This is a genomic window from Methylotenera sp. (assembly GCF_036401095.1).
In the GTDB taxonomy this organism is placed as follows: Bacteria; Pseudomonadota; Gammaproteobacteria; order Burkholderiales; family Methylophilaceae; genus Methylotenera.
In genome coordinates this window covers 184339-200218 of the sequence record NZ_DASWWA010000001.1, presented here as the reverse complement: position 1 = coordinate 200218, position 15880 = coordinate 184339, and the positions used below count along the sequence as shown (strand labels likewise).

Below are 15880 nucleotides of genomic sequence, written 5' to 3'. Positions count from 1 at the left end.
GTTAGTTGTTAATTAGCTGATGAATAGCGGAATGCTAATCGTAATAATAGCACCTGAGCCATTCGCTTCATTGCTGAATACATTTTCAATTTTAATATTGCCTTTGTGTTCCTCAATAATCTTTTTAACGATGGCCAAGCCCAAACCTGTGCCATGCGGCTTGGTGGTCATATAGGGCTCAAATACATGCAGCATCATCTCTGCAGGGAAGCCGCCGCCATTATCCTGCACGGTTAACACCAGCATGTTGTCGTGCACAGCGGTTGCAATCTGAATCAGGGGTGAGGCCGCCGATGCTAAAGCATCCTGCGCATTTTGCAACAGGTTATGCAACACCTGCCGCAGCATGGTGCTATCCCCTTTAATTAAACAAGCCTGCTCGGTGAGCGCCAACTGGATGCGCACTTTAGGTGCATCGTAAAAAGAAACAATTTCGCGGATCAACGCGTTAAGGTCAAGGCTTTCCAAGTGCGGCGTCGGTGAGCGCGCGTACTCACTGAACTCATTCACCATTTTTTTCAGTGCATCTACTTGGTTCACAATGGTTTCGGTGGAGCGCTGCAAAATCTCAGCATCAGTCGCGGCCAATTTACTATGTAGCTTATGCGCCATGCGCTCGGCTGACAATTGAATCGGCGTCAGCGGGTTTTTAATCTCATGTGCCAAACGCCTTGCCACTTCACCCCATGCTGCGTCACGCTGTGCCTGCACCATGGCGGTCGCATCATCAAACACTGCCACATAGCCGCCATCCGGCAGGCGCGTGCCTCGCAAGGTGATAATCTTCTTACCTTGCGCCGTCGCCAGCTCGACCTGCGCCTGCACCTCTTCTTTTTGCACGACATCTTGCTGCACACTCAGCGCAATAGTCTGGAAAAAACTCGCCAGATTTGGCTGCTTTTCTATGATTTTTTCTGGCGTAAAGCCAACATAAGATTCAAGGGAAATCCCAAGAATATTCACCGTGGCCTCATTAAAAGTGCGCAGCTCACTACGCTCATTGAGCGCCAGCACCCCAGATGACAAATGCGCCAGTATCGTCTCCAGGTAGCCGCGCGCCGCCTCAACCCGCGCACGGTTTCTATCGGCTGCTTTAGTTGCGTCCCCCAACTGCTGCGTCATACTATTAAATGACTGCACCAGCACACCCAGCTCGTCTTTACCATGTGCCGGCAACATGGTGCTGTAATCGCCACTCGCAATCGCCTTGGTACCCTCCGCCAGCACGGTAAGCGGTGCAGATAAGCGCCGGCTCAACACAAAGGCAATCGCCACCGCAGTAAACATGGCCAACATCATCACCAACGTCAACGTGAGCGCAAACACCTCTCTGAGCGCAGTACGGCTGTATGAGAGCTGCTGATAGTCTTGATACACATCCTGCACTGCCTCTGCCGTTGTAGCAAGCGATTTAGGCACCGGCTGCAGCAATTGCAATATACGTGTTTCACCCGAAATATCCTGCACACTCACAGGCACTAGCACACGCAGATACAAGCCTTTGTCGCCTATCGGCTCTATGTTGCCATAGATACGTTGCCGCGCTTGCCGCAGTTGTGCCACACTGGGCAAGTCCGGTAAAAAGCTACTCGCATCACCGCTGGAAACCGCCAAAATACCACCTTGCGGCGTAAACAGCGTAGCATCCTGAATCCCGCTCTTCTCACGTAAATCATTTAAGGTAGAAAAATGCGTATTAGCAGGCTGAAACGCAAGGCTAGTCGCCATGCTTTCGCCTTTTTCCTTCACATCAGCCAGCATGATTTCGAGCGCGGTTTGCCCAAGATTCAAGCCGCCTTCCAGTGCTGACTCCACCTTAACGTTAAACCAGGATTCGATTGAGCGTGTGAGAAAATTCACCGACACCAGATACACGATCAAGCCAGGGATAATCGCCATCAGCGCAAATGAGCCTAGCAGACGCAACGTAAAGCGGCTACCCATCACACGCTGGCGGATATTACGGTAAAGGCTAAACAACTGTACGCCTATCAACACCACCAGCAAGACGGCCAGCGCAATGTTTAGCCCTACCAGCAAGGTATAGTGCTCTCCAGACGCAGCGGTATTGGCACTTGCATTAGAGAGCAAGTACAGTAGCAGGCCGCCTAGTAACGCACTGGTAAAGACTATGTATTTCATTTGAATAAGTTAGGGGTCCATTCAAAGCGTTGTGAGCTGATTTTCCATTCGTTAGAGGTCATGCCCTCTATGCGTAAGGCTTTTGGCAATTTTTTCTGGTCTAAGCGCATCAGCAAAACTGCACGATACCGTTCATTTTTATCAATATCTGTCTCTTGAAACACTTTCATGTCCTGGATAATGGATAAATCCTCAACTGCCTCATCTAAGCTGGCATAGGCGCGCTGCTGATCATTGCGCGTCACAATGTATTGGCGCGTCAGTGCGTGATAACTTAAATTAACTTGCTGCACCGTAGTGACCACTTCATCATCGAACCAGTATTTTTTTGGTGAAAGCAGTTGAAATTCAATCAGGAAGCTAAACGTAAAGCCTTTTAAAATGGCCTTTTCAACTTCTGCACCAAAGTTAATTTCCGCATCGGCGTTCAGCAGATAGTCATCTTCATAAGCTGTTAAGTTTGCACTGCGCAGGCGCAAACTACTGCCCTCCGCCAATACAGCGCTTGAAAACAACACCAATGCAATGATGCAAAAAATGTGCTTAAATTTTTTGCAACAGTGCATAAAAGAAACCATCATGTGAGTTAGAGGGAATAAGCTGACCATGCGTATGAGTGACATTGTATTGCGCAAGCGCCTGCTCAATTGGCAGTTGCTGTGCATCAGCATTTTTCTGTAAAAACTGATCAATTTGCGCTTGATTTTCTTCTTTAAAAACTGAGCAAGTGACGTAAAGCAATTTACCACCCTTTGCCAGCATCTGCCATAAGCTTGGTAAAATTTTCGCTTGCTGCGCTACGAACGAGGCAACATCAGCCTCTCGTCGCAACCATTTAATATCTACATGCCGTCTCACAATGCCAGAGGCCGTGCAAGGCACATCTGCAAGAATTCTATCAAATGGTTTAGCGTCATACCAATCAGATGCTGCGGCATCACCCGCAATTAAATGTGCTTTTAAATTCAGGCGCGCCAAATTACCCTGCACGCGCTCTAGGCGTGTAGCGTCGCTGTCTAATGCAGTCATCTCTACATTAGCTAATTCTAAAATATGCCCAGTTTTACCGCCTGGCGCACAACATGCGTCCAGCACGCGCATACCTGCTTGAGCATCAATCAAATGTGCGGCTAACTGTGCGCCGTAGTCCTGTACCGACACTACACCGTCAGTAAAGCCGGGGATCTTATCTACGGCCATAGGCTTGCTCAGGATTACCGCTTGCGCACCAACCTGCGTCGCCTCGATTTCGCTACGAGCTAACAACTGCACATAGTCTACCGTGCTGATTTTTTGCGTATTCACGCGCAAGCTCATGGGCGGATGCTGATTACCCACGGTTACAATACCCTGCCAGGCCTCAGGATATTGTAACCTCAATTTATTCACCCACCATTGCGGGTAGGAGTAAGTGGCAACCTCATTTGACTTTAACTTCAGCGCTAATTGCTCTTGTTGACGTAAGAAGTTACGCAAGATGGCATTTACCAACCCCTTAGCCCAAGCTTTGACTGCTGGTCGTCTTAATTGACTAACCGCATGTACGGCCTGATTCACCACGGTAAAAGCATCCGCTTTATCATGCCTTAACTGATAAATTGCTACCAGCAATAGAGCATGAATCCGCTCATCGACTAACGGCTTTTCAAGCAAAGCTCTCAAATAAGCATCTATTTCGCCATAAAAGCGCAAGGTGCCATAACTTAAATCAGCCGCGGCGCCTTTTTGTTGCGGCGTTGCATTAGGGAAAATAGACAGGGCAGCAGGCAATGCCGTGGTCAGGTTGCGGCCTGAAAACACTTGATGCACCGCATCTGCAGCGACTTGTTGAGAAATATACAAAATTAGTTTCAATTCATAAATTGCTAAAACACTGATTTTACTTGATATCCGCCAGATTAGGGTTAAGCTATTAATTATGTTGTCATCGCACAACAACACTCATGCGTTATATGATTTCGATTCACAAGGAGATATCCATGAACAAAATAAATATATTAAAGCGATTACTGATTACTGGCTTTTTACTTGCATCTGCAAATACTGCATTTGCCGCGGATGTTGGCGTATCAATCAGCGTGGGCCAACCTGGATTTTACGGCCAGATTGATATTGGCGACTACCCATACCCACAGCCTCGGGTAATTTACAGGGAGCCTATCATTGTGCATCGTCATGTAGACGTATATGAGCCTATGTACTTACGCGTACCGCCAGGCCATTATAAAAACTGGCGTCGCTATTGTGGTCGATATGGTGCGTGCGGTCGCCCAGTGTACTTCGTGCAAGACCGCTGGTATCACGACGACTTTGCGCCGCAATACCGCGCACGCCATCGTGGTGGCTACTACGATCATAACGACTATGATGACAATCGTGGCAGAGGCGGCTGGGATGACCGTGGCAGAGATGATCGCGGCGGCCGGGGAGATCATGATCGTGGACACGGTGGTGATAAAGGCAAACATGGTAACGGCCATGGTAGAGGCAGGGACTAAGGTTGGATAGACGGGGAGCGGGAAACCTTCTCCCCGTTAACTGATATCGTTGCCCTCGTTCAGAGCTCGCCACATATTGCTGATGCAGCACTCAGCTTAATATAAGCTGAGTGCTGCGAAAAAACTATCTAGATCAGCTCGATTAAGCTAAGGCGAACTGTTAGTAGCGGTCTGCCATTGCCATTAAACGCGACACCCGCTCTTCAGTACTCGGGTGCGTACTAAATAAGCGGTCCAATGAAACACCAGACAGAGGATTAATAATCATCATTTGCGCGGTTTCCGGGTGTGCTTCTGCAGTGTGATTAGTCACCTGATGTGCATAGTGGTGAATTTTCTGTAATGCACTAGCCAAAGCGCGTGGGTCACCGCTAATTTCAGCACCAGCCTTATCCGCCTCAAATTCACGCGCCCGTGAAATCGCCATCTGGATTAATGACGCTGCCAGCGGTGCAAGCAACATCACTAGCAAGCCAACAATAGGGTTCATATGACGTTCACCCTGCTCGTTACGACCGCCGCCAAACATCATGCCGAATTGAGCAATAGAAGCAATAGCACCAGCAACGGTCGCGGAAATCGTTGAGGTTAAAGTATCTCTATTTTTAACATGGGCGAGTTCATGCGCCATGACTCCACGCAACTCTCTCTCATCTAAAATCTGCATAATGCCCACTGTAGCTGCGACTGCTGCGTGCTCAGGGTTACGTCCGGTTGCAAAAGCATTGGGCTGCGACTCATCAATCACATATACTTTAGGCATGGGCAATTGTGCATTTTCTGCCAACTGCCGCACCATTTGATAATAACTGCGAAACTGAAGATTATCTGACGTCACCTCTTGCGCACCATACATTTTAAGTACGGCTTTATCTGAGAACCAGTACGCGTGGACATTCATCGCGCCTGCTAGCACCAAGGCAATCATCATCCCGCCCGCACCACCTAATGCCGCACCAACCATGCCAAACAAGGCCACAATTGCCGCCATTAAAATCGTAGTTTTAAGCCAGTTTCCTAACATTATTTACCCTTTATCTCATGCCTAGACATTGCATAAAGTGGTGACGCTAATCTTAAAATTCAAGCTTATAACGCGCCGCCAAACTGATCTCCAGCTTTTAAAGCATGCCCTTGCGTAAACACCTGCGCACTCAAGCGCTTACCACCCGGGGCTTGTAACTCGCTGATACGCAACACGCCGCCGCCACAAGCGACCAAAATTCCATCATGCACATCCAGCACAGTACCGGGAGACGCCACACTTGGCATGTCGTCAACACTGGTTGCCATCCAAATGCGGCACACTTCACCATGCAAAAGGCTTTGCGCTACCGGAAAAGGGTTAAATGCACGCACCTGCCTTGATATTTCAACTGCACTTTTGTGCCAATCAATCATGGCTTCGGCTTTTTCTAACTTATGTGCGTAGGTGACCTGTGACTCATCTTGTGGCGTACTTGCCAGATAACCCGTTTGGGCTAACGTCTGCATCGCCTCTACCATCAAACCAGCGCCAATCGCGGCCAAGGCATCATGCAAGCCTTGCGTAGTGTCAGTTTCCGTAATCGGCACCTCACCTTTACTCACCATCGCACCCGCATCCAATGCCGGCACCACTTCCATAATAGTGACGCCGGTCTCTGCATCACCAGCCAAGAGGGAACGGTGAATCGGCGCGGCACCACGCCAGCGCGGTAATAATGAAGCATGGATGTTATAACAGCCGTATTTAGGCATCTGCAAAACAACCGTGGGGATAATTAAACCGTAGGCGGCAACGATCATGACATCGGCATGAGTTTGCGCAATTTTCGCCTGTACAGCCTCATTCTTTAAAGTTTCTGGCTGAAATACAAATAAGCCATGCTGCTCCGACAGCACTTTTACCGGGCTGGCTTTGAGCTTCATGCCGCGCCCAGCAGGACGGTCTGGCTGCGTCAGCACCATGACAATTTCATGACCAGCATTAATTAGGGCAGCCAAGGCCGGCACTGCAAAATCGGGGGTCCCCGCAAATATAATTTTCAACGAATTAACCTTTAATCAGACTATTTGCCACGATGTTGCTTGAGCATTTTGTTTTTAATTCTATTACGCTTAAGTGGTGATAAGTACTCTACAAACACCTTACCTAGCAAATGATCCATTTCATGCTGAATACATACACTCAACAAACCATGCGCTTCTAATGTAAATTTTTTACCGTCTTGATCTAAGGCTTCAACCAAAATCTTTTCTGCACGCTTCACGCTCTCGTAGATGCCAGGCACCGAGAGGCAGCCCTCTTCATACACTTGCTCGCCATCTCGCTCTAGTATTTGGGGGTTAATAAACACCTGCAACTGATCTTTGGTCTCACTAGTATCAACCAGCAGCAGTTGTATATGGTGATTAACCTGCGTTGCCGCCAAGCCTATACCTGGCGCCGCATACATGGTTTCTGCCATATCATCAATCAAGCGGCGAATAGTGGCATTCACCTCTTTTACTGGCTTAGCCACCGTGTGCAAACGCGGATCAGGATAATTAAGGATATCTAATATCGCCATAAAAACTCTTTAATATTCACATTCAAAAATTCTAAAAAAACTCAAAACCATAGCTTTTTGTATAAAAGCTTGATTCTTTAATGAATTACGTGATAAATTTAACGTAAATTCACGGTGTGTGTGGCTCAAATTGCACGCCATTGTATGTCGTCTAAATGCATCTTTGACCGGGGTCATCAACATATGTTTCGCAATATTATAACGCTGCTCATGTTTTGTTGCTTAAGCTTCAATCTGAATGCACAAGTAATTGCACTAAAAGAAGATCATCCCGATCGTCATGTTGTTGTTAAAGGTGACACCTTATGGTGGATATCCGCTCGCTTTCTTAAAGACCCATGGCTGTGGCCACAAGTTTGGCAGTTAAACCGTGACCAAATTAAAAATCCGCACTTAATTTACCCTGGTGATGTCATTGTGCTGGATCAAAGTAGCGGCAAACCGCAGTTAAAACTGTTACGCCAAACCATTACGCTAGAACCTGGTGTTGTCGTTGAGCCACTCGACCAAGCTGCGATTTCAACCATCCCGATTAATGCGATTGCACCATTTTTAAGCCAGCCACTGGTCATAGAAAAAGACCAGCTGGCAGAATCACCAAGAATTATTGCCGGCCCAGATAACCGCGTAGTGCTAAGTACTGGCACTCGTGTTTACATTAATAAAATTGAAGAAAATAAAGACCTGAACTGGTTTATTTACCGCCCGGGTGATTCGTTTATCGACCCAGACTCCAAAGAAGTGCTGGGCGTAGAAGCGACCTACCTAGGTGATTTAAGAGTTAAAAAATACGGAAAACCGGCAACCGCTGAAGTAGTTAAAGCGAAAGAAGAGATTTTTGTTAAAGACCGCTTGGTACCAAGCGGTGATGAAATTTCTGCAAACTTTACCCCGCATGCCCCGGACACGCCGATCAAAGGCCGAGTGCTCAAAATTTATGGTGGCCTAGCTGAAACCGGACCTGGGAGCATTATTTCTATCAGCCGCGGCACTAAAGATGGCGTAGAAGTAGGTCAGGTACTCGCAGTTAGTCGTTATGGCCGCATTATTAAAGACCCTGAACCAACTAAAGAAGACAAAGCAGAGGCGATGAAAGCTGATGCTAAGCCAAAATTAAAAGAGTTAAATTTTGACATTTCCACTGGTGAGGATGGCAAAGCTATTGTCAACTTTGGCAAAGACAAAGCTGAAAGTAAAACAGGAAGTTCTGAGCCAGTACTGGAGCCAGGTTATATTAAGCTACCAGATGAGCGCGTAGGTTTAATCATGGTGTTCCGCGTATTTGACCGCATTGCTTATGGCTTAGTAATGCAAGCCAACGACCCGATTAACACATTAGATTCCGTACACAACCCATAACAATACGCATGACGGTTAATCGCGAAGAAATTGCGGAAAAATCGCTATGGGTGAGCTTGGGCAGCATTTCCGGCATCGGGTCACAGACCTTTTGCCACTTGCTGAAAGCGTTTGGCAGCCCATATAACATATATGCTGCCACTCTCTCACAATTAAAAGAAGTGGTTTCAGCAAACATTGCTAATGCCATTAGCAATCAGGCAAATCAAGAGCCATCAGCGGAACTCGCGCAATGGCTAGGAGCACCCAATAATCATCTGGTCACACTTGCAGACGCAGAATACCCAAAAGCACTATTAGAAATTAGTGACCCTCCGCCTTATCTGTATGCAAAAGGTAATTTAGCATTATTAAATCAGCCCAGCATCGCAATTGTAGGTAGCCGCAATGCATCGGTACAAGGCGAAAAGAACGCAGAGGCATTTGCTTATGACCTGTGTCAGCATGGGCTTTGTATAGTCAGCGGATTGGCACTAGGCATCGATGGCGCAGCCCATCGCGGGGCACTGAGGGCCGACGGCGCAACCATTGCCGTAGTCGGCACCGGCTTGGATATTGTGTACCCGGCAAAGCATCGCGAACTTGCCCACCAAATCGCGGAACGCGGTCTGATTTTGTCTGAGTTCCCGCTAGGGACACCGTCCAAGCCGCAAAACTTTCCCAAAAGAAATCGGATTATCAGCGGTCTCAGTCTGGGCTGCTTAGTGGTAGAAGCCAATGTACAGAGCGGCTCACAAATCACTGCCCGCATGGCAGCAGAGCAAGGTCGTGAGATATTTGCGATTCCAGGCTCAATTCACTCACCAATGTCTAAAGGTTGCCACCAGTTAATTAAGCAAGGCGCCAAGTTGGTGGATTGCATACAAGATATTACCGAAGAGCTAAAGCTGCAACCAAGGCTTAACACCACATCGTCCAATACACAAATAGAGCAAGACAGCACCTCAGCAAATTTGTCAGAGCAATTGCTGCTTGATACCATGGGCTTTGAGCCTGCACCTTTGGAGCGTCTCGTTACGTTAACAGGCTTGACGGTAGCCGAAGTTTCATCCATGCTAATGTTACTGGAGCTTGATGGAAAAGTAGCCAGCTTAACAGGAGGACAATATCAAAAAATTATGTAGTTTTTAATTCAAAAATTTAATTAAACCATCTCACTTAAGTTAATCATTTAATAAGGATAAAAATTATGTTTGAAGCCCTGGTTTATATGTTCGAAAACTACATTGATACACAATACAGACCCGATAATAACACCCTCACCAGAGAGTTATTTGCCGCAGGGTTTGATGAAGAAGATATTAACGGCGCTTGCGATTGGTTCAATCAGCTTGAATCAATGACCGGCAAGCCTGAGCTATTTCAAATGGCAGACGCTGCCAACAGCAGGATATTTACAGAAATAGAACTGAAGAAAATATCGGCCGAAAGTATAGGCTTTATTTTATTCTTAGTACAAGCCAACATACTCAACACCTCACAGCGCGAACTGGTGCTGGAACTAGCCATGAACGTACCGCAAGCAATGATAGGCATTGAGGAAATGCGCTGGATAGTACTGATGACAACATGGGGCGCAAGTAAATCGGGCCCAGACAAGACAAAAGAATATTTGTTTATTGAAGATGTGCTGCTAAATGATAAAAAGCCTACACTGCATTAAATGGCTAGCCTTCACAAGCTATATTCACACTATGATGATAACTTAACTCGCCGTACCACACCGACAGTACAGTATGGCGAGTAAGTCATTTACATTGGCGACAGCCGCAAACTAAGTAAGAGCCTGAAACTAACTGGCTAGCTTTAAATCAGCTCATTAGTCCTGAACGTTCTCGATAATATTGCTGATAATATTAGACTGATTCAACGTATAGAAATGCAAGCTAGGCACACCCCAAGCCAACAAGGTTTCGCATAACTCACTCACCACATCTACACCAAACGCCCTTAGCGATGCCATGTCGTCGCCGTACTCTTCTAAACGCATTTTCAACCAACGTGGAATTTCGGCACCGCACACGCTTGAAAAGCGCGCCAATTGGGTAATATTGTAGATAGGCATAATGCCTGGTACGATCGGCACTGTAATGCCTAATGCATCACACTGATCAACAAAGCGGAAATAAGCATCTGCATTATAAAAATACTGCGTGATGGCTGAGTTTGCACCTGCGTCAACTTTACGTTTCAAGTTCAACAAATCTGCCGCTGGCGTACGAGCCTCAGGGTGAAACTCAGGATAAGCCGCCACTTCAACACTAAAATGGCTACTGGTTTCCTCTCGAATAAACGCGACCAACTCAGATGCATATCTAAAATCGCCAGCGCTTACCTCACCTGATGGAATATCGCCTCTTAACGCTACTAGGCGCTTAATTCCTTGCGCTTGATACGCATGTAGCAGATCGCGAATCTCTGACTTGCTAGATGAGATACAGGAGATATGCGGTGCAGCCTGAAAACCTTCACGCTGAATTTCCAACACCGTATCCATAGTTCGATCACGCGTAGAGCCACCTGCACCAAAGGTCACTGAAAAAAACTCAGGGTTGAACTTTGCAAGCTGGTTACGTGCTTCACGTAACTTATCCATACCTTCTGAAGTTTTAGGCGGAAAAAACTCGAAACTAACATCAAACTTCTTAGTAGTCGTTTTCATTTGTATGTCTTTATATATATTTCTTTAGTGATTATTTATCATCAACCAGTAACGCGGCCAGCAGCCATGAAAATACGCTATAGAGAACTGCGCCCAGAATACCTGCTGTTAAAGTATCTACATGGAAACCCTGTAACGACTGCCCGACAAAGTAGAATAAGACGCCATTAATAACCAATATAAATAGCCCCAATGTGAGCACCGTAATCGGCAGCGTCAACAATATAAGTAATGGCCGAATCAGTATATTGACCAAACCGATGATGAAAGACGCAAGCAAAGCACTCAAGAAACTTGCCACATGAATATTGGGCAATAGGTAAGCAACCGCCAATAATGCCAGTGCATTTAATATCCAACCCAATAGTAACTTCATGAGGCAGCTCCTTGAATGTTTCAGCCGTTAAGGCCTAACTTACTTAATAACGATATGTATCAGGTTTGAATGGACCTTGTTTCTGCACACCGATATAAGCAGCTTGCTCGTCGGTGAGTACAGACAATTGCGCATTCAGTTTCTTCAATTGCAATACAGCCACTTTTTCATCCAGATGTTTAGGTAAAGTATATACGCCTACTGGGTATTTACTTGTTTGGGTAAACAACTCAATTTGTGCAATGGTTTGGTTCGCAAATGATGAGCTCATCACATAGCTTGGGTGACCAGTACCGCAACCTAAGTTAACCAAACGGCCTTTTGCCAACAGAATGATTTTCTTACCATCTGGGAAAATGACATGGTCAACTTGCGGCTTGATTTCATCCCAAGTGTATTTTTCAAGTGAAGCAACATCAATTTCATTATCAAAGTGGCCAATGTTACAAACAATCGCTTGGTCTTTCATTTTTGCCATATGGTCATGTGTAATCACATGGTAGTTACCAGTCGCTGTCACGAAAATATCGCCATGCTCTGCCGCATAATCCATGGTTACCACGCGGTAGCCTTCCATCGCTGCCTGCAATGCACAGATTGGGTCAATTTCTGTTACCCAAACTTGAGCAGATAACGCACGCAATGCTTGTGCAGAACCTTTACCCACATCGCCATAACCTGCCACGATAGCAATCTTACCGGCAATCATTACATCCGTTGCGCGCTTGATTGCATCTACCAAAGATTCGCGACAACCGTACAAGTTATCAAACTTAGATTTAGTGACAGAGTCGTTCACATTAATCGCAGGGAAAGCCAACTTGCCTTCTTTATGCATTTGATACAAACGGTGTACGCCTGTAGTGGTTTCTTCTGTCACACCTTTGATTTGTGCCAAACGTGTTGAGTACCATGTCGGGTCAATCGCTAATTTAGCTTTAATCGCAGCAAACAGACAAGTTTCTTCTTCTGAAGTTGGGTTAGCAATCACAGATAAATCTTTTTCTGCACGCGTACCAAGATGTAACAACAATGTAGCATCTCCGCCGTCATCAAGAATCATGTTGCTGTAGCCGCCGTCAGTCCACTCAAAAATACGGTGTGTGTAATCCCAGTACTCAATCAGTGTTTCACCTTTAACCGCAAACACAGGTGTGCCACCTGCAGCGATTGCAGCAGCAGCATGGTCTTGTGTAGAGTAAATATTGCAAGATGCCCAGCGCACATCCGCGCCTAGGTCTTTTAAGGTTTCAATCAGCACTGCAGTTTGAATCGTCATGTGCAAACTACCGGTAATACGCGCGCCTTTAAGTGGCTGAGCTTTCGCGAACTCTTCACGAATCGCCATCAAGCCTGGCATTTCTGTTTCGGCAATCGCAATTTCTTTACGGCCAAAAGCCGCTAAATTGATGTCCGCAATTACGTAATCTTTAAAATCAGTCACAGTATTCATGTGTTTTCCTTGAATGTGTGACCGGGGGGAAGGGGTGTTTATTGGAAGATAATCTATCTCACCCATATCCCGTGCCCGGCACGGTTAATATTGGTGAGCGTCGTTTACTGCAGCTTTCTGAGCCTGGGAGCCTGTATGGTTAACATGCCTCGCAACGCCCCTCAGAAGATAGGCTATTATACTTGATATTATTTTTAGCGCAAATCTAGCCAGACTGCGGCTCACTTTGCATCAAGCAGCTGTTTTATATCAAGATTCTGCTGGCTACTCAGCCCATAATTTATCAACATCGAGTACACCCCAAAGCACAGGGTCTTCATGCCCAACGATCGCATCGTTTGCGCCACCTTTGGATAGATCTAATATCTCGACTGGCAATCTTGTTTTAGATTTAGTTGAAAAGAATACTTTAACGATAGGCGTTAATAAGGATTTAGGACTTTGGTCAATCACCACGGCCAAACGTCCTGACTTCAACTTCACCATAGAGCCTATAGGATATATACCTACGCTTTTAACGAAGGCCTTGAACACGACATCATCAAAATGCCCTGCCCACTGCACCATGCGCTGTAAAGATACACCGGGCTCCCAACCTTCTTTATAAGGGCGGTTTGATGTCACAGCATCATATACATCACAGATGGCGCCCATTCTTGCAAACAAACTGATCGCATCACCTTGCAAACCGTGCGGATAGCCAGTGCCATTCACTTTTTCATGATGATGCAAACAAACATCCAGGGTGAGTGGGTCTGTAATATTGGCTTGAATCAGTAACTCATGGCCGCGTTCCGGGTGCAGCTTAACCAGCGAGAACTCATCCTCAGTTAAGGCACCAGGCTTATTCAGCACATCTAAAGGGACGGCAGCTTTACCGATATCGTGCAACAAGCCGGCAAGACCAGCCTGCATTCTTTCCTCATGAGTCATGCCCAACTCTTTAGCCAAAGCAACCATCAATGCACATACGGCAACAGAGTGCATATAAGTGTAGTCATCTTTAGTTTTGAGCCTTACTAGGCTAATCAGTGCGCCTTCATTACGTGCCACCGAGGCTGCAATATCGTCGACAAACTGCATCGCAGCCTCAACTTTAATCACATTACCCATGCGCACATCATTAAACATAGAGGCAACCGCTTTTTTAGAGGCTGCAATCACCTGCTTAGCGCGAGCACGTTCCTCACCCGCCGCAATGCGCTTGATTTGAGGCTCAGAACTAGCCGTAGCCTGCTGTGCTGGCAACGCTTCAGACGAAGTCACTTCACTCTGTGCACTCGCTTCTGCCGCAACATCTAAACCTTTAGACGTATCAATCACTACCTCTTTGATACTACTCGCCTGCAGCTTTTTCAAGTCTGCTGCTTCGGTCAATTTAAACGCATTTTTCCAAAAAGGATGATCTATCCAAGCGCCTTTTAGCTCATGAACAAACATACCCAAACGGACTTGCTTTGTAGAGACGACTTTTAACATGTGATAACGATCATTTAGTTGACACTATATTAGCGCGATTACCCGGCAACCACTTAAAAATACTGCATGTAATGCACAAAAAAAGCCCCACCGTGCGTTACACATGGCGGGGCTTTGGATTCTACTACATATCTACATAATCGGAACTAACTACAAACCGGCAGCTGCACGCAACGCTGCCGCTTTATTAGTGTGCTCCCAGGTAAACTCTGGCTCGTCACGGCCAAAATGCCCGTAAGCCGCGGTTTTGGTATAGATAGGACGCAGCAAATCAAGCATTTGTACGATGCCTTTGGGACGCAAGTCAAAATGCTCTAACACCAACTGCGTCAGCACTTCGTTGGATACCTTACCTGTACCGTAGGTTTCCACCATTACGCTGGTTGGTTTTGCCACGCCAATCGCATAGCTTACCTGCACCAGGCAACGTGATGCCAAACCGGCAGCTACAATATTCTTGGCTACATAACGGCCTGCATAAGCAGCGCTACGGTCAACTTTAGATGGATCTTTACCTGAGAAGGCACCACCACCGTGAGGTGCTGCGCCACCGTAGGTATCAACGATAATCTTACGGCCAGTTAAACCGCAGTCGCCCTGCGGGCCACCAACCACAAAACGTCCGGTAGGGTTTACCAAGAACTTGATGTCGCCTTTGATTAACTCTTGAGGCAACATAGGTTTGATGATTTCTTCAATCGTGGCTTCGCGCACAGCTTCCAAACTCATGTCAGGTGCGTGCTGTGTTGATACTAATACGGTATCAATTTTGTATGGCTTGCCATCCACATATTGTACTGTCACTTGCGACTTAGCGTCCGGGCGCAGCCATGGTAAACGACCATCTTTACGCAGATGCGCTTGACGCTCCATCAAACGATGGCTCAACCAGATCGGGAGCGGCATCAATTGTGGTGTTTCATCAACTGCATAACCGAACATTAGACCCTGGTCTCCAGCGCCTTGGTCCAATGGGTCATCATGCGCACCGTCCACACCTTGTGCGATGTCTGGCGATTGCTTGTCATAAGCCACCAACACGGCACAACCTTTATAGTCAATGCCATACTCGGTATTGTCGTAACCAATGCGCTTAATCGCATCACGTGCCACTTTAATATAATCAACATTTGCTGTTGTAGTGATTTCACCCGCCAACACAACCAAACCGGTATTGGCCAAAGTTTCGGCAGCTACGCGCGCGGTTGGGTCTTGAGCCAAGATAGCATCCAGAATACTATCTGATACTTGGTCTGCTAATTTGTCTGGGTGGCCTTCAGATACTGATTCTGAAGTAAAAAGGTATTCGTTCATTCATCTGCCTTGAAAAGAAAAAAGTTTATAAGATACTTACTAAAG

The 15880-nt window shown here is 46.5% G+C and carries 15 protein-coding genes and 1 riboswitch; of the genes, 4 read left to right on the top strand and 11 right to left on the bottom strand.

Annotation, left to right across the window (positions count from 1 at the left end; translation table 11 throughout):
* Window positions 1-12: 12 nt before the first annotated feature.
* Genes VGD82_RS00890 through rsmB form a run of 3 tightly spaced genes read right to left on the bottom strand, consistent with a single transcriptional unit; the run spans window position 13 to window position 3984 of the window.
* Entirely contained in the window at window positions 13-2142 is a 2130-nt protein-coding gene (locus tag VGD82_RS00890) for a sensor histidine kinase (protein WP_331018591.1), read from the bottom strand.
* Window positions 2139-2708 carry a DUF4390 domain-containing protein gene (locus tag VGD82_RS00885; RefSeq protein ID WP_331018590.1) on the bottom strand — a complete coding sequence of 190 codons (570 nt, stop codon included), beginning with the start codon at window positions 2706-2708 and terminating at the stop codon, window positions 2139-2141. The genes VGD82_RS00890 and VGD82_RS00885 overlap by 4 nt, the downstream gene beginning before the upstream one ends.
* The gene (gene rsmB / locus VGD82_RS00880) at window positions 2686-3984 is read right to left on the bottom strand and encodes a 16S rRNA (cytosine(967)-C(5))-methyltransferase RsmB (RefSeq protein ID WP_331018752.1); all 1299 of its coding nucleotides are present in this window, start codon (window positions 3982-3984) and stop codon (window positions 2686-2688) included. The genes VGD82_RS00885 and rsmB overlap by 23 nt, the downstream gene beginning before the upstream one ends.
* Before the next feature lie 137 nt (window positions 3985-4121).
* Between rsmB and VGD82_RS00875 the strand changes: the two genes are divergently transcribed.
* Window positions 4122-4640, top strand: coding sequence for a hypothetical protein (locus VGD82_RS00875; RefSeq protein WP_331018589.1), 519 nt, complete (start codon window positions 4122-4124; stop codon window positions 4638-4640).
* A gap of 160 nt (window positions 4641-4800) precedes the next feature.
* On the opposite strand, the gene htpX is transcribed toward VGD82_RS00875, so the two are convergent.
* From htpX to def, 3 genes are all read right to left on the bottom strand, one after another.
* Entirely contained in the window at window positions 4801-5664 is an 864-nt protein-coding gene (gene htpX / locus VGD82_RS00870) for a zinc metalloprotease HtpX (RefSeq protein WP_331018588.1), read from the bottom strand.
* Between the two features lie 65 nt (window positions 5665-5729).
* A complete protein-coding gene (gene fmt, locus VGD82_RS00865) occupies window positions 5730-6671 on the bottom strand; it encodes a methionyl-tRNA formyltransferase (protein WP_331018587.1) in 942 nt (313 codons plus the stop codon).
* Between the two features lie 20 nt (window positions 6672-6691).
* Entirely contained in the window at window positions 6692-7192 is a 501-nt protein-coding gene (gene def, locus VGD82_RS00860; RefSeq protein WP_331018586.1) for a peptide deformylase, read from the bottom strand.
* Between the two features lie 183 nt (window positions 7193-7375).
* Between def and VGD82_RS00855 the strand changes: the two genes are divergently transcribed.
* The 3 genes from VGD82_RS00855 (at window position 7376) to VGD82_RS00845 (ending at window position 10214) form a co-directional block, all read left to right on the top strand.
* Window positions 7376-8551, top strand: coding sequence for a LysM peptidoglycan-binding domain-containing protein (locus tag VGD82_RS00855; protein WP_414684447.1), 1176 nt, complete (start codon window positions 7376-7378; stop codon window positions 8549-8551).
* A gap of 8 nt (window positions 8552-8559) precedes the next feature.
* Window positions 8560-9675: a DNA-processing protein DprA gene (dprA, locus tag VGD82_RS00850; protein ID WP_331018584.1), complete on the top strand. Its 1116-nt coding sequence runs from the start codon at window positions 8560-8562 to the stop codon at window positions 9673-9675.
* Between the two features lie 65 nt (window positions 9676-9740).
* Window positions 9741-10214, top strand: a complete 474-nt coding sequence (locus VGD82_RS00845; RefSeq protein WP_331018583.1) for a DUF494 domain-containing protein — start codon at window positions 9741-9743, stop codon at window positions 10212-10214.
* A gap of 156 nt (window positions 10215-10370) precedes the next feature.
* Here VGD82_RS00845 and metF read toward each other — a convergent pair whose 3' ends face one another.
* The 5 genes from metF to metK form a co-directional block, all read right to left on the bottom strand.
* Window positions 10371-11213, bottom strand: coding sequence for a methylenetetrahydrofolate reductase [NAD(P)H] (metF, locus tag VGD82_RS00840; RefSeq protein WP_331018582.1), 843 nt, complete (start codon window positions 11211-11213; stop codon window positions 10371-10373).
* A gap of 31 nt (window positions 11214-11244) precedes the next feature.
* Entirely contained in the window at window positions 11245-11589 is a 345-nt protein-coding gene (locus VGD82_RS00835; RefSeq protein ID WP_331018581.1) for a phage holin family protein, read from the bottom strand.
* 43 nt (window positions 11590-11632) lie between these two features.
* Window positions 11633-13042 (bottom strand): adenosylhomocysteinase, encoded by a 1410-nt coding sequence (gene ahcY / locus VGD82_RS00830; RefSeq protein ID WP_331018580.1) that lies wholly within the window; start codon window positions 13040-13042, stop codon window positions 11633-11635.
* Between the two features lie 88 nt (window positions 13043-13130).
* A riboswitch (S-adenosyl-L-homocysteine riboswitch) is annotated at window positions 13131-13211 on the bottom strand.
* Between the two features lie 95 nt (window positions 13212-13306).
* Window positions 13307-14521, bottom strand: a complete 1215-nt coding sequence (locus tag VGD82_RS00825; RefSeq protein ID WP_331018579.1) for an HD-GYP domain-containing protein — start codon at window positions 14519-14521, stop codon at window positions 13307-13309.
* Window positions 14522-14671: 150 nt separating this feature from the next.
* Entirely contained in the window at window positions 14672-15835 is a 1164-nt protein-coding gene (gene metK, locus VGD82_RS00820) for a methionine adenosyltransferase (RefSeq protein ID WP_331018578.1), read from the bottom strand.
* Window positions 15836-15880: the final 45 nt, after the last annotated feature.